This window comes from Streptococcus sp. LQJ-218 (assembly GCF_003428885.1).
Taxonomy (GTDB): domain Bacteria; phylum Bacillota; class Bacilli; order Lactobacillales; family Streptococcaceae; genus Streptococcus.
This window is the reverse complement of the sequence record NZ_QQRU01000010.1, coordinates 1-15,295: the sequence shown is the minus strand read 5'-3', so window position 1 is coordinate 15,295 and position 15,295 is coordinate 1. Positions and strand designations below refer to the sequence as shown.

Below are 15,295 nucleotides of genomic sequence, written 5' to 3'. Positions count from 1 at the left end.
TTATGGAAAATGAGTCACAATTTCTCCTTTTGGAGTGATCTCAACCAGCCCCATCAGGAGATTTCGTACCATATCCGCACGGATTTGTTCTTTCATCGTTTCAAAGCCAGCATAGGCTTCTTGATAATATTCTACAATTGGATTTTTCTGTGCAGTAGATTGCCTACCGATAGCCATAGATAACTGTTGGAGATAGTCTACTTGCTCCACCCAGTTATCATCAATAGCCTTAAGTAGAGAGAGTCGTAAATACTGTTCATACAAGTCATGTTGTTCCAGTAATTCCTTCTTTTCAGAAAGTTCTCTATTCACAACTTGTCGAATAAAGGAGCGGACTTGTTTCTGATTAGATAGGTCTAGATTATCTGGAATTTCCTTTACATGGAAACTGATATTGGTAACGATAAAGTGAAACAGCAATTCACGACTGGCATAGTGTTCAGCTGCTACCTCTTCTGTATATCTCTCAATGATATCCACAACTACATCTTCTAAGTTACGAGAGCCATCTATTAGACGATTGCGTTCCTTGTAAACCATATCGCGTTGGATATTCATACTCTCAGCGTACTCTAAGGTCTGACGACGGGCAGTTCGACCAGCGCTATCACTGGCATGTTGCGCCCTTTCAACCAGATTACGATACTTACGACCTTTGAGAACTTTTGGTTGTGTCATATCTTGAACTTGATAATCTTTATACTTCTTGTGAACCCAAGATGGACCAAATTTCTTGATAACATCATCTTCCAGAGATACAAAAAACTTACTCATACCTGGATCTCCCTGACGGCCAGAACGTCCACGGATTTGAAGGTCAATCCGCTGACTCTCCATCCGCTCTGTTCCAATGACAATCAAACCACCAAGTTCAGCAACGCCCTTACCGAGTTTAATATCCGTCCCACGTCCGGCCATTGAGGTTGCAACTGTTACGGCCCCCATCTGACCTGATTCAGCGATAATTTGGGCCTCACGCGCAGCATTATTGGCATTTAGGACATTGTGGGCAATCCCTTCACGAAGCAAGAGTGATGAATAAAGCTGAGACATCTCCACTGAACCTACAAAAACGAGTAAGGGGTTGCCTTTAGCATGATAATCTTTAATATACTCCAAAGATGCATACACTTTCTCCGGTAAAGTCACATAGAGATTATCTGGATAATCAATCCGTTGCTTAGGACGATTGGTTGGAATCCGGATAACAGCCATATTATAAGTCTCAAGAAATTCTTTTTCTGCTACCTTTCCTGTCCCCGTCATCCCAGATATTTTTTTAAACATCTTAAAGAGACTCTGATAGGTGATGGAAGCCATGGCTCTCGTTTCAGGAGACAACTTCACGTGTTCCTTTGCTTCAATGGCCTGATGGAGACCTCCCTGCAGTTTAGTCAGTTCCATTAGACGTCCTGTTCCCTTATCAACCAGTACCATTTCATTCTCACGAATGATATAGTCCTTATCTTTGGTAAAGAGCTTATGAGCTCGAATAGCATAGACTAAGTGACGAGCAAAGGACGCATGTTCTTCCTTATATAAATTGTCAATTCCTAGGAAACTTTCAGCAGACTTGGCACCCTTAGTCGTAAGCCAAACCTCTTCTTTCTCCTCTTTGAAAATATAATCTTCTCCTTCGACCAATGTTGTTACCAGTGTATCAATAATCGCATAGTAATTAGACTGAACACGAGGAGAACCCGCAATAATCAAAGGAGTTTGTGCACTATCTAGCAAGATATCATCAATTTCATCAATAATGACATAGTTAAAAGGTCGTAAAAATTTACCTTCTTTATCCGAGGCTAGATTTTCATTTAAGTAATCAAAACCTAAATTACTATTGGTCGTATAAATGATATCCGAAGTATAGATTAGTTTCTTTTCTTCAGCTTTCATTTCTTCCTTTGGATCTCCTGTAAATGGTACCCCAATGGTTAATCCTAGGAAACGATAAACTTGGCCCATTTCCTCTGCATCACGCTTTGATAAATACTCATTAGGCGTAACAACCATCACACCTTCTCCTGAAAGAGCGTTCAAATAGACAGGCATGGTGGCTGTTAGGGTTTTACCTTCACCTGTATTCATCTCAGCAACATTTCCATAGTGCATGACAATAGCTCCCATAACCTGAACATCATAGGGGAACATCCCTAAAATCCGCTTGTCTGCTTCACGCACCACTGCAAAAGCTTCTACTAAAAGGTCATCTAGACTTTCTCCCTTGGAAAGACGCTGACGGAACTCCACTGTTTTAGCGACTAATTCTTGATCCGAAAGAGAGGACATCTTGCCTTTTAAGCTATTAATCCTCTTTAAAATCTTTTTCACTTTCCTAAGCTGGAAATCTTGACCTAAACGTCTAAACACTTCTAATCTCCTTGATAGAAAAATGATAAAAAGTTAAGGATTCAAAACCAGCACTTAAAAGAGAAACTTGATAAGTATAACTATCTTCTGGATAAGTAAATATAAAATCTTTCACTTTTTCTACCTTTTCTTCTAAAATATCACCATAGCGGTCAAAAAAAGTTATCTTAGTATAAACCCCATTTTCAGGCTGACAATCAAAAACCAGTGATAGTTGATACTCCTGATTTCTTTTTAGTAAGGGAAGCTGGGGCTGAGTCCGTGCAGCCTGGTAATTGACACTAGAAAGCCAAGTCTTGAGAATCTCCCCAGATGGCAATAGAGGATTATAGAGCCGAATACTTTTGTCAGGGTAATAAGATACAGTTGATCCGTACATATACGTCCCACCAACTTCTCCCCAATGAATAGACTGTCTCTGTGTGATAATCATTCTTTCTCCCTTCCAAAACCACTTGCTAGTACCATTCGATAAAAGTGAAGAAACCAAGCAATATTGGTATCTGTATCATCATTGTGTCGTCCAGCAGTTCCTTTAGATAAAATCTTGGCACCTGTATTACATAAATAAGTAACTAGATTCTCATAAGCCTGAGGATCCATATCTTCATCCTTCATGTAGGACAAACCAAAGGTTGTCTTTGAAAAATTTGCTTGTTTAAATACTTTCCAAAAACGCTGGTCTAACTCCAACATGTGATTAAGACTTACTCCTCCAGTTTGATGTTTTAAAACATCAAAACTCGTAGGAAAAACTCTAGGACTTGCTAAACGTCCGCGGCTAGCTATGGTTCCTAAGTTTGCCAAGGGCTTACCAACTATAATAGCATGAGGTTCAAAAGAAGCACCATAATAGAGAGCCGGAAACGTTCCCATAGAGAGGCCTGATAAAATCAAATCCTTGCGATCAAAGCCTAAATAATCAAGATAATGAGCAATCGTCTCTGTGACCTTTCCCTCTAGCTCATCAGTTCCTAGATAAAAAGCTCCCCCCTCTAAACGTGGATCAGAAAATAAAATGAAGGGACATCCTAGAGTTTTCATCATAAAGTAACCCTCGAATCCTTCCGCTGGGCGAAAACCTGCAAAATAAACAGCCAAAGGCGGTTTAAAGTCACCCGGATGGAAGAAATAGTTTATTTCATCACGTTTGGAATCATGTAGGATATTTCCACCCAGTACAAACTTACCAAATTGTTTTCGACTCCAACGTTTATGAAGATTACCTAGTTTGATTGTTCCATGACCTCTTGCCTCAATAGATACCGAGAGAAAGTAGTCTCCGTCTCGACTATCCATAATAAGCGCTTGCTCCAAATCCTTTTCAGACACTATTGTCTCTTCGAAAAAATCATCAACAGAGCCACTCCATATTTTACGAATAACCAAACGAAAGTCACAATTTCCTTGCTTCTCATACTCGAGCCACAACTCAATAGGAAGTGTTTTTTGAACTACTATATTATAAGACCAAAAGGCAAGTTGGGAAAAATCTTGTCCAAAATCCCCTTCCAAACTGACATAATCAAATCCTTGATAAGAAATAGCCCCTGTAAAATTTGGATTCATTTGGATTGTAGAAGGAGAAAATTTATCGCCATATCCACCGCTAAAAAGAGATTTACTCAAATCATTGATTAATTGTTGGGGATTTGAAAAATCAATTGCTTGTGCACATCTTTTTTTTAAAAAATCCAAAACCTCTCTATCATTTATTTGTAGATTCTGGTTATAAAATAAAGTATAAGGTTCAAAATATTTCACAAAGGAAAATAAGTCTTTGGCATACTGACCATCTTCTATTAAAACGGCATGAAAACGGCTAATATCCTCTTTTTCTATTATTTCACGAAGGGCTACTGATGAGTTGGGATAAAAATGATACCAATTCATATTTTCGGGAATGTCATACTGATTTCCCCAATTGGTAAGTCCTATCTGTAAAATATTAAGTTCCTTTGACATTTTTAACCTCCTCTATCCATTTCTCTAATTTTTCAAGAAATTGTTGTCCTGTGTGCTCCTTAATCTTATCAATCGAATAAATCAAGGACTCATTCCACTCTTTCAACCTATCTGTGTAATAATGTGCAGCCTTAGAAAATTCTGTCACATCTGCTAACAAGTAACCATTTTTTAAATGTTCAACATAGACGGTTTCAACTAAGTTGATTTGAGGAATCCCTGCACTAATACCAGCTATCTGTGTGTAGAGATGAGGCTGTCTATTTAAATCTACAATCAAACGGACAAATTCTAGTGTTTTTATCAAATCTAACTCATCATTCAAGTTGACAAACTGCAAGCGTAAGTCCTGGTGTTGATTTTCTTCCAGAGGATTTTCTGCATCACCATAATCAATCGCCTTCCCCAGATTTTTAAATTGAATGTTTTCTTGGATGATAGACTCAACAATTCCTTCAACCTCATTCATTTGCTCCTGACTAGCAGCAAAAGCGCCAAAAATCACCTCAGTATCTTTATTTTTAGCAACAAAGGACAAGACTTGAAGTAGAGCTTGGTTATCAATCCCCTGCTCAAAATCCAGTTGATAATAAATGATGGATTCTTTCTTAGTTTGGCTTCGTCCCAATCGTAAACGGGTGTCAAAAGATGATAAATGATAAAATTGATGCATTCGTTCAGGATACAACTCCTGCAATAATCGTAAACTATCCTCTCTATCCACCAAAATCAAATCTGATTTTTCAAAAGTTAATTCTAAATCCCTAAAGGTATTTTGAGGATTACGTCCAATGAAAAGACTCAACAGTTTAGGATTTTTTCTAGGTAAACGGTCTAATACCAACTGGTCGTGATGAGAATGAGAAGGAAGCATAAAAATATCCTGATACTTCACACACTTTTGCAGATAATTCTCAAAAAATTCTGCCACTAGGTCTCCCATATTTTGATAGATAAGCGCTTTAAAGCGATAACCAAAAATTGGATTGATTTCTACCTGTCCGCCTTCTTTTAAATACTCTCTAAATTGCCATACTCCCTTGGGATTCAGATATTCTTGATAGGCCGCTTGCCCATCTTCAAAAAAGATAACACTTGATACAAACCCACGATCATCCATGATATAGTGCGTATCTACTTGACCATTCGGTTCAAAATACTGTATATCACTAATGAAGCCTTCAACTCCATGTTCAACCTTAGCAAATTTCTTCCCATTTTTTTGAACGATAATCGCAAAGGGACTATAAATAAATTCACAGTCATTATCCCACTCAATGTCTCGAATGCTTAAAAGTTGGGTATGGGGATTATGAAAATCTTGCATAACATCAAAAACGGAATAAGTATCCGTTTCTAACACACCATGTCTATGTAAAAAATAACGTAGATGTGGCTGATAAGCCAATACTAATAGACGAGAATCTATATCTTGATCTTGAAAGAGTCGAATCTGGTGAAAGGTATCATCAAACTCTAGACGAAAGTGAGAAAAATACCATGGAGTGATATCTGCATGCCATTTCCTCTCAGAACCATACCAAGCTGGAATAAAATAATACATAAAAGTCTCCTAAATCAAGGGTTTATAGGTTTCATTTAATCTTAAAGCCTTGACTTCGTCTCTAATCGTAAAAATCATGCCCCCAAACATCATAAACAAGCCTGGAATCATTGCTAATCTTAATAACTTTTCATCATACAAAACAAAAAGCATGGGGGCACCTGCCATAATCACATTAAAGAGACCGCCTATAACTGAGAAACGAAGGACCAATCGATTAATAAATCGACTAGTATCCTCTCCTGGATAAATACCATAAATGTATTCTCCAGATTTTTTCATGCGGTCTGCAATCTCTTCACCATTCATAGTAACAAATGCAAAAATAATACTAAATAAAAATAAGACCGAAATATAAACATAGACCCACAAAGGCTTTCCAATCATAAATTCTTTAGATAAGCCCGTCAGTCCTGAAGCGTTAGGGAAAAGAAAGCCTAATAGGGTGAATAGATAGGTTGGTAATCCCAAAAAGCTTGTGACATACATAAAAGGCATCCCCCCTGCAGGATTCAACATGATTTCAAGGTAAGAATAGCGTTTAAAACGATTGTGAAGTCCTATCTTATTGACTGGCACTAGATAACGCGCACGATACATAATAGCAAGTAAGTAAGAAAAGATAATGGTCACAAAAACAAGTAAGACCATAATCCCTTTTGGAATATGAACCAGTTTAAAAGTTTCAATAACATCCTGGGGAATATTGATGATAATACTAGATAAGAGAATGACAATGAATCCACCCACCCCCATACTGGCATTCAAATCTGACAACCACACCAGAAAAAAAGTCCCTGCTATTAGTAATAAGGTATTCATAAGTATAACCAAGACCGAAGAATAGGATGCTTGTATCGGTAAACTTAGAGAAATTGCTAAGGATTGAATAACAGCAATCAGTAGGGTCAGATACATTTTTCGACGATCTTGAATTTCAATCGCTGTAGAACTTAGCCCCAATTTTTTAGAATAAGAAAACATCTGCCACAAAATCATTGCAGACATCCAAGGTGATAATCCTATAGAAAAAATCGATAAACTTCTTAGATTTCCACCTGTTAGGGCAGCTGAGAAGGCTAGGTAGGCCGTTGAACCACCTAAGAAATCTTTGGAATTCAAATCAACAAAAGGGAGAGTAATCCTGCTTCCCAATACATAGATAAACAGTAGAAATAAGGTAGCTAGGCCTTTTTTTACTGCTATTGATGAGTAAATTTTTTTCACTAAATACTCCTTTATGAAATCTTAATTTGAATATCGTCATAATACAAACTTGTACTCAATTTAAGACTAGTTTTTCAAACTAATTATAGCTGTCACCATTTCCGCAGGACTTTCTACAGAAAAAATACCATCGTAAATACTATCATCTGAGGATTTCCTAGTATTATCAAATGCAAAGATTTTTACCCTTTATCTCTGGCCTTTGACAAGACATCCAGAACCTCTGCTCCGTAATTAATATCTAAATAAACCGTTGCATCACCTAAGAGCCATTCAATCCTATTATGAATGATACTCTGACAAAGAGTTACATTTCCATAAACTGATAGATTAGTTAAAGCAGGAGCACAATCTACTAGAGCTCCGATATGGAAATGCCATTCTGGTAAAGACTTTATTAAATATTCTAAATGCTCTACTTCTAAAACCCATGTTACTATGAAGGCGGTCTTCTTAGACTGATTACAAGGTTCAAAATAATTAAGATTTGCTTTTCCTGATAGCATTTCAGACCAATCTAAATCTCTATAGGTCTACCACAGCTCTCGAAGTCGCGATACACTATCAGTGTTCCAAGGTTTATCATGACTTGCAAAATGCGTAATTACTGGCCACTTCTTATCTAAATTTTCTAAATCCCCTGATATATGTAGAAAATCAAGACCAGTTAATTGATTGAACTTGCAATCTAATTGTAACCATCTATTCTCAAAATAGATATTTAAAATACTCTGGTCTGCCATTTGAACCTGGTCTTGCTTTTCTTCTGTCAATACCAATAAATCATGTGTAATATTTTGTTCTCTCCACATATCATTATTGATTAATAAAACTCCAGCATTAAAACCATTTATAGATAGTTCTCAACCATAGTTATCCTGTACTGCTGCTATCGGATAAGCATTAACATCCAACTCAAATAGAGGACCTATATCACCACTTACAATTAAATCGATACTGATTGATCGTTTCCACACTTTTATTTGAAAGCAAGCGGATAATTTGAGATTCACTACTTCAATCAGTCAAGATAAACAAACAATCATTTTTAACTCTTATTAGTAGCACTGAATCAATCTCATAATCACAATTTCTCATCACAAATTGATAGGAGGCTGGATTAGGCAATACAGAACTACATTCTTTGGATAAATTCTTTGTTTAACTTTAGGGAAAGTTTATAATTCTCTAATTGATAATATGATCTAGTTTTAAAGATTCTATTTTATGTTCCAATTTTTGTCTTTCTTCCAAATATCCATGATTTGACAATTCTGTCAACATACGCCTCAAAACATAGTCATACATTTTATAAGTTTTCCCCATATCAATCCCATCTAAATGTCTAGTCTTCTCAATCCGTTCTTCTAGTGCTTCAATGTAATCCAGATGAGACAAATCAAAATTACTTGATAGGCCTGAATAATTGATACGATAGGAATAGATAACATGATTACAAATAGATATTGTAGAAGCCTTCATGTATAATTTCCAAGTTGTAAACTGATCTTCTGCATATTTTCCATAAGGAAAACGAATCCCCTCAAATAAACTACGCTTGTAAAGTTTTCCCCAAGCAGTTGAATACATAATAAATGGGAAGTCTATAAGTTCATCCATTTGATTTATAGCAAATCTTTTATCCACAAAAGTAACAGGTAAACTCGGTAAATTTTCTTTTGAATATAAGAGAAAATTTGGTTCATCAAATCTACAATAAGCTCCCACAACTAGATCTGAGTCTCCTAATAGTGCTGTAGCATATAATTTTTCTATAGCATTATCCATTAAAAAATCATCCGAATCTATAAAAGTAATATACTCCCCTTCTGAACGATCTAAGCCATAATTTCTCGCATCTGAAAGACCTCCATTTTCCTTTTCAAAATAGCGACATCGGTTATCATATTCCGCAAATTCTTGACAAATTATTCCAGAAGAATCGGTTGAACCATCATTTATGAGCAACACTTCTATTTCTCGATAAGATTGTTTTAAAATGCTTTCAATACAGTGTCGTAAATACTGTTCTACATTATATACTGGAACAATCACACTAATCAATGGTCTCATAAATAAATTTTCCTAACTTTCTAACCTAATTTTCAATACAACAACACTAACTAAATTTTTCATTTCTACTCCTTTTCATACTTACTCTCATTCCCTCAACTTCGCTTAACTACCGCAAGTGGAGAAGCACAATATCCAATCATGATCTGAGAAATCCATGAATTTATATGCTATGTTTTGATACTACCACATTCTATCTTTATACCTCAACTAAAACAACTCCCTAAACTAACTCACTCTCACAAAAATAGCATTCAAAGCAATTATATCAGGTAAGAAATAAATGTTAAAAATTAGCTCTATTAGAACTGATTTTATAACTATCTAGTTCTGAGTATGTATTATCTTAAAACTGAACTACTAGAAATTACTCTCATTTTGTAAAACAGACAATAGTCCAAATTATTTTAACGGTATCAGGAGAGAGTTGAGCATTCATTGCTTGTCTGATGAGTTGAACTAACCAAACCAGCTGTCGTGCCCGCCGATTAAACCGACTTCTTTCAAGGAGACGAGCACAAGGAAAGAGTTGATAGATGCGATAGGAATGACGTTGTGCCTTAATACCTAGCTCAGCTTGCAAGAGAAGCAAGACTAATAGAGATTGGTCTGAAACCTTATATAGGTTCACATTTCGACGATGTTTGAAGGATTCAGGACAATAATCACGATATAGCTGATGGCAAAGTTTGGATAATTGGCTGATGTTCCATTGTAAGTGATGATTTTTGCGGTATACTGTAAGTAGCTCATTGGGACTAACCTCCTGTTTGTTTGCTCACTTACAGTATAGTCCTTTTGAGCTTATTATGGTATTTTGAAATTAACTAGCACCACGGGTTATCTATACATTGTCGTAAATACTATTCAACATTGTTACAGGTACAATTATACTAATTAAAGGGTATTTCTTCATTTTATTTTTCCAATACTTATCAACTAAATAAGCTTCTTATTTTTTCAACCATCTTTTCAGGTTTGTCCTTTTTACAAATATAGCTTGCTTTCCCTGCAGTTTGATCTGTACTATCAAAAGTCAATATTGGTTTTCCAAGATTATCAACTTCTTCTTCATAATTAATATCCAAATCAATTTCTTCCACAACTTTTCTAAAATTTTGCAAACAAAACTAGTACTCTGGTTTTCAGTATTCTGTTTTACACATTTTTACATCTAATTTAGCAGTGACAACCATTATATCTGAAATGAAAATCATTAGAAAAATAGATTACTTCAATAAGTTTAACCATTTTTCTGCAATAACCTCATCCAAATAAGAGGCTGCAATTCGATATGAATATTGCGATACATCATTTTGATTCAAATCAAAAAACTCCAATACTGCCTTCGTCATTCTTTTAACACTTTCTTCTTTATCTTGACCTTCAGAATAGGGAACTAAATAACCATTCTTCCCATTTTGAATAAAGGTAGGCGCTCCATAAGGGACATCTAAACCTACTAACCCCATACCAGAAGCCACCCCTTCAAGTAAGGTTAGCCCCAAGGTTTCCCAAGAAGAAGTTGAGAGATACAGCTGGTGTTTTTTATACTCTTCTTTTAAATTTTGATAACCACGTAACCTTATATAATCTTCAGCATTTAGCTCTGAAATTAGTTGGTTCAATTTATGATAATCTTCCCCTTGACCATAGATATCCAAAGTGAATCCTGGTATTTTCTCTTTGATCTTTGCTCCTACCTTAATCGCTATATCGACTTGTTTGCGATAGTTTAATCGAGCTGCAAGCATAGCCGAATAAGGAACCATCGTCTCTACATTGCTCTCGAGACTTTCGACACTAGCAGCTGGTATCACACAAATCGGACAGCTAGGTAAGTCCATCTCTCTTAGATAGGTTTCCAAGTCTGTTTTTTGTGCTTCTGTCGAAACAATCATAAAGTCAAAAGAAGTTGCATATTGGAATAAATAATGATATTCATTATTCATCGCGCCCGTCTTATATTGATGGAGAGAGTGCAGGAAAACTCCTATTTTTGCACGATTTCCATATTCTAAAATTGCCTGTGAAAAGGAAAATCTAGAGACCCTGTCCATAAGGACGACATCAGCAGAAGAAAGGGACAAGGATTTGACAAAATATTGCATCAAGTCGTATTCGCCTTCAAGCCATTCTGAGCCAAATCGATACCGTGTTTTTCCTAAAGTTTGGAAACCTTCATAGACCACTTCTCGTTTAGAATTATAAAAACACCTTTTATTCCACTGATAAGTCCCTTGATTAAACCACTCTCTACATATCAAATGAGAAGTATAATGATCTCTCTGATAGAGTGTATCTTGATAAAAATGATCAACCTGATAAACTATCCCATCCTCATATTTCAGAAATAGCATATGATTTTCAGATATTTGATAAACGAGTTGATGCTGATTTCTCTCAACAATTGTACCATTCTCTAGACGCAATCTACTAATCATCTCTTCAATAGTGATTGTGGATTGTACACCTCTTTCTCCTGCTAAGTAAAAGGGAGCAATCATCATTTTATCTAGAGGAATCCCAATATGTTGAAAATAAAGAAAATCTTCTCTTGGAGGAATGACAGAAAATATGTAACGAACATCTAAATCTATCTTTTCAAAGATTCGAGCACGATTGGCCTGAGAACGATCCACACCATTTGGTTCGTACCCTACTAGTAAGTCAAATAGATATACTGTCACTTAATTTTCCACCTTTCGAAAAGCTCTATTGTAATCTTCTTTAGTCGAAGATTCAAGCCACTTCCATTGCTTTTGCAAAGCCGAATGATACATTTCCTCTGAAACGACAACTTTCTTTATATAATCAATCAAACCAGCCGCATCTTGACTTGAAGATAGATGCTCAGGACAGATAAAACCTCTCCTATGCTGAGTCTCTTGAAAAGCAAATAAAAGCAACCCTTTTTCCAAGGATTCTTCCACAGCATTCAATATTTCTATACTATGGTTAATATCTAAATACAAACTACACTGTTCTAGCAAACTTTCATACTCTACCTGGCTAATCCCTGGATGTAAATAGACATTTTCACTTCGTCCAAGATTCAATAGTCTAGGTCCCATACTCGTAAGAGCAGCAATATGAAAATCAACCATCGGCAGCTTCTCAATAATTTCCTCTATTTTTTCAATTTCTTGTGTGTGAGTCATGATGAGCGCACGATGATGATTTACATTCATTTTTGAAGGATACAAGGGACTGATATGATGAATTTTATCGTTTGGAGTAAGAGATTCAAATACTGAATAATGATAAATATAGAGTCTATCTACTCTTGATAGGTACTCCTCTACTTCTTTGGCTTGAATCGGTTCTTTAGAAGAATAAACTGCAGAAACTTTTTGACTATCTAAATAATCTGCTATTTCTAAATCTCCAACAACTAGCACTTCATTTTCTAAATCAAATATCTCTAAACAGGCCTGCCATAATTCACCTTCAGTATAAATATGGGTGATTTCATCTTTAAATAAAGTAAACAAGCCTCGCTCCACATTTTTAATCATTAATAGAGCATTTTGAGCATCATAATAATGAACAGAGATACTTTTTTCTAATTCATCCATTATTTCCTGTTTATAACGCCAACCATTTTCTAAATAGTAATCGCAGCTTATAACTTTTCCCTGACTATCCCACCATTCAACCCTGTCTACTGTATATAATTCTCTATGACGGTAGAAAATCTGACCTCGTTGAATATCTTTATCCCATATGGTTGCGCAATCTTCTTCCATACAAATTTCCCAATATTTAGGAACCGCCACCTTCAAAGCTATCAATGATTCATTTTTATATTGATTTAATGATGATTTCCCAGCAAGTAGCATCGGTAAAAAATGAATATAGTCTTGAGTCTGTTCTACATACTCCATGGTTATAACATGAACCTCAATACCAGAAGAAAGTGCATTTTCTACAAATTGTTGCTCATCCAGATTATACTGCTTTGTTAGATAAAGCATCGATATCTCCCTTTGATTGCTCCACAATCATAAACTAATTAAAACGAAAAATCCTATAAAGATAGAATGTAGTCACACATCTTTTGAGGTTCTGAACTAGAGAATACCTGATCCACATGATAGGGATTCACTACTGTATCAAATGTTAGGATTGGTTTTCCTTTTTGTTTTGCAGTATCAATTACTTGTTGATTTTTTTCCTCGTAGTTAATGTCTAAATAAATATCACACTCATCAACTAACCGATGGCGATGCCAATCTAAAATAGCTGGATATAATCTCACATTTTCATATTTTCTCAAACAATTCAGAACATCACCCATTAGCGTATTTGCTGCTATATGAAACATGAAATTTGGTAAATGAGTAACTAGATAATCAATCTGTTCCAATGACTGACTAGCTGTCATAATAAATATGTCACGTTTTTTTATAGGTGTTTTATGACTCGTAATCTCTGACCAGTCCATCATTGAATATCTCCACCATACTTCTCTTAAACGAGAGAAAGACATTAAATTCCAAGGCTTATCTCCTGAAAGATAATGAATAATCGCTGGCAATGGGTCTGTCGACATTTCTAAAATAAAATACTGCTGTCTCTCCTCTGCAATTCGGTCATAACCAACTTGGAAATTGTAAGTATCGTCTAATACGATATAGCGTTCCCCTGCCACTCGATTAAAGACAGTTTGATCTGACTCTGGCAATGTTTCATGATCCCTATCAGTAATTTCAATTAAAGTCGCTTGAATATTTTCTTCTTTCCACAACTTATTATTAACTAGCAAGACACCCGAATTAAATCTATCTGCTAATCCATAAACAACTCTGGCCGCTGCCAAAAGTTTATCACCAAGTTCGATTTCAAATAACTCATTTAGCGATCTCGTTACAATCGTATCACTATCCAAATACAGCACCTTATCTTCTTCCACAAATTGTGGGATAAAGTATCTAGCAAAAGACATATGGTTCATATGAGCTCCAAACGGAGGTAGCTTCCATGTTTTTGAGACCAAGCCACTTGTCAACTTCACATCAACTAACTCACTCTGTTTATGCCCCATTTTTTCACGAACACTAATAAACCATTCCTGAGGAATATCTTGATTCAAAATATACACTTTACAATTATCATGATGATAGCAAATTGACTTTAATGTTGCTTCTATATATCGAATATAACCATAATCACCAGCTAAAACAAATGTTAATTTTTCCATTGTATTTACCTATTTCCATTTATTTTTCTATTAATTTACAAACTCAATAAACATCAAATTGGTGGTTTAATTTTTTAAAATCAAACATAGAAAATACTAGAATTCAATTAAATTCTAATACGTTTTTTCCTTTATGAAAGATAATTAATACTCTTCAAACTACGTCAGTTTCACCTTATCGTATAACTGTGTTTCGACCTGATTTCGTCAGTTCTATATGCAACTTCAAAGTAATGCTTTGAGCAACTTGTGTCTCGTTTGCTATTTGATTTTCATTGAGTATAAACTTCGTTTTGATTTTTTGATACTATAAACTAAATTTGCAAAACAGTTAAAAAATATCCCTATTTTAAATTATAACATTATTTTTCCCTACAATACAATAGAAACCCCTTGAAAAGTTTAACTTTTCAAGGGGTTTCTTTCAGCATTTCTAATCAATAAGAAAACTTTTTAGATAGTAGTCTTATTAATCTTCCTGATCATTTTTACGGCGTTTCGCAAACAGACCTAAACCAGTCACAGCTGCCAAAGCTCCTAAAAGTACAGATGATTTAGAAGCTTCTGTACCAGTATTTGGCAATTGCTGTCTTGAGTTACTTGCTGACTCTGATGTGCTTGCTGACTCTGATGCACTTGTTGATGCAGATTCAGAAGCTGATGTACTTGCTGATTCTGATGCACTTGTTGATGTAGATTCAGAAGCCGATGTGCTTGCTGACTCAGACGCACTTGTTGATGCAGATTCAGAAGCTGATGTACTTGCTGACTCTGATGCACTTGTTGATGTAGATTCTGATGCACTTGTTGATGCTGATTCAGAAGCTGATGTCGATGCAGACTCAGATGCACTTGTGCTTGCTGATTCAGAGGCGCTTGTTGATGTAGAT

The 15,295-nt window shown here is 35.6% G+C and carries 13 protein-coding genes and 2 pseudogenes; all 15 read right to left on the bottom strand.

Annotated elements, in window-relative coordinates; genetic code table 11:
- Entirely contained in the window at positions 1-2,373 is a 2,373-nt protein-coding gene (secA2, locus tag D2908_RS08885; RefSeq protein WP_117306481.1) for an accessory Sec system translocase SecA2, read from the bottom strand.
- A complete protein-coding gene (gene asp3 / locus D2908_RS08880) occupies positions 2,366-2,806 on the bottom strand; it encodes an accessory Sec system protein Asp3 (RefSeq protein WP_117306479.1) in 441 nt (146 codons plus the stop codon). The genes secA2 and asp3 overlap by 8 nt, the downstream gene beginning before the upstream one ends.
- On the bottom strand, positions 2,803-4,338 hold the full coding sequence (gene asp2 / locus D2908_RS08875) for an accessory Sec system protein Asp2 (RefSeq protein ID WP_165847490.1): 1,536 nt from the start codon (positions 4,336-4,338) through the stop codon (positions 2,803-2,805). The genes asp3 and asp2 overlap by 4 nt, the downstream gene beginning before the upstream one ends.
- Complete coding sequence (gene asp1, locus D2908_RS08870; protein ID WP_117306477.1) at positions 4,322-5,902, bottom strand: accessory Sec system protein Asp1; 1,581 nt, start codon at positions 5,900-5,902, stop codon at positions 4,322-4,324. The genes asp2 and asp1 overlap by 17 nt, the downstream gene beginning before the upstream one ends.
- Positions 5,903-5,911: 9 nt before the next feature.
- Entirely contained in the window at positions 5,912-7,129 is a 1,218-nt protein-coding gene (gene secY2, locus D2908_RS08865) for an accessory Sec system protein translocase subunit SecY2 (protein WP_117306475.1), read from the bottom strand.
- A gap of 182 nt (positions 7,130-7,311) precedes the next feature.
- A complete protein-coding gene (locus tag D2908_RS10180; RefSeq protein ID WP_240628281.1) occupies positions 7,312-7,635 on the bottom strand; it encodes a hypothetical protein in 324 nt (107 codons plus the stop codon).
- A gap of 27 nt (positions 7,636-7,662) precedes the next feature.
- Positions 7,663-7,941, bottom strand: a complete 279-nt coding sequence (locus D2908_RS10175; RefSeq protein WP_240628280.1) for a glycosyltransferase — start codon at positions 7,939-7,941, stop codon at positions 7,663-7,665.
- Between the two features lie 145 nt (positions 7,942-8,086).
- Positions 8,087-8,212 (bottom strand): annotated as a pseudogene (locus D2908_RS10170) (IS30 family transposase); the annotation flags it as partial.
- Positions 8,213-8,317: 105 nt separating this feature from the next.
- Positions 8,318-9,202, bottom strand: a complete 885-nt coding sequence (locus D2908_RS08855; RefSeq protein ID WP_117306473.1) for a glycosyltransferase family 2 protein — start codon at positions 9,200-9,202, stop codon at positions 8,318-8,320.
- 400 nt (positions 9,203-9,602) lie between these two features.
- Positions 9,603-9,955 (bottom strand): annotated as a pseudogene (locus D2908_RS08850) (IS982 family transposase); the annotation flags it as partial.
- Positions 9,956-10,137: 182 nt separating this feature from the next.
- Positions 10,138-10,305: a hypothetical protein gene (locus D2908_RS09975; RefSeq protein ID WP_165847489.1), complete on the bottom strand. Its 168-nt coding sequence runs from the start codon at positions 10,303-10,305 to the stop codon at positions 10,138-10,140.
- A 126-nt stretch (positions 10,306-10,431) separates the two neighbouring features.
- Positions 10,432-11,892: a glycosyltransferase gene (locus tag D2908_RS08845; RefSeq protein ID WP_117306471.1), complete on the bottom strand. Its 1,461-nt coding sequence runs from the start codon at positions 11,890-11,892 to the stop codon at positions 10,432-10,434.
- Positions 11,893-13,179 (bottom strand): hypothetical protein, encoded by a 1,287-nt coding sequence (locus D2908_RS08840; RefSeq protein WP_117306469.1) that lies wholly within the window; start codon positions 13,177-13,179, stop codon positions 11,893-11,895.
- A gap of 53 nt (positions 13,180-13,232) precedes the next feature.
- Positions 13,233-14,405 (bottom strand): glycosyltransferase, encoded by a 1,173-nt coding sequence (locus tag D2908_RS08835; RefSeq protein ID WP_117306467.1) that lies wholly within the window; start codon positions 14,403-14,405, stop codon positions 13,233-13,235.
- Positions 14,406-14,874: 469 nt separating this feature from the next.
- Positions 14,875-15,295: LPXTG cell wall anchor domain-containing protein (locus tag D2908_RS08830; protein WP_133297852.1), on the bottom strand; the 421-nt coding region annotated here is incomplete at its 5' end.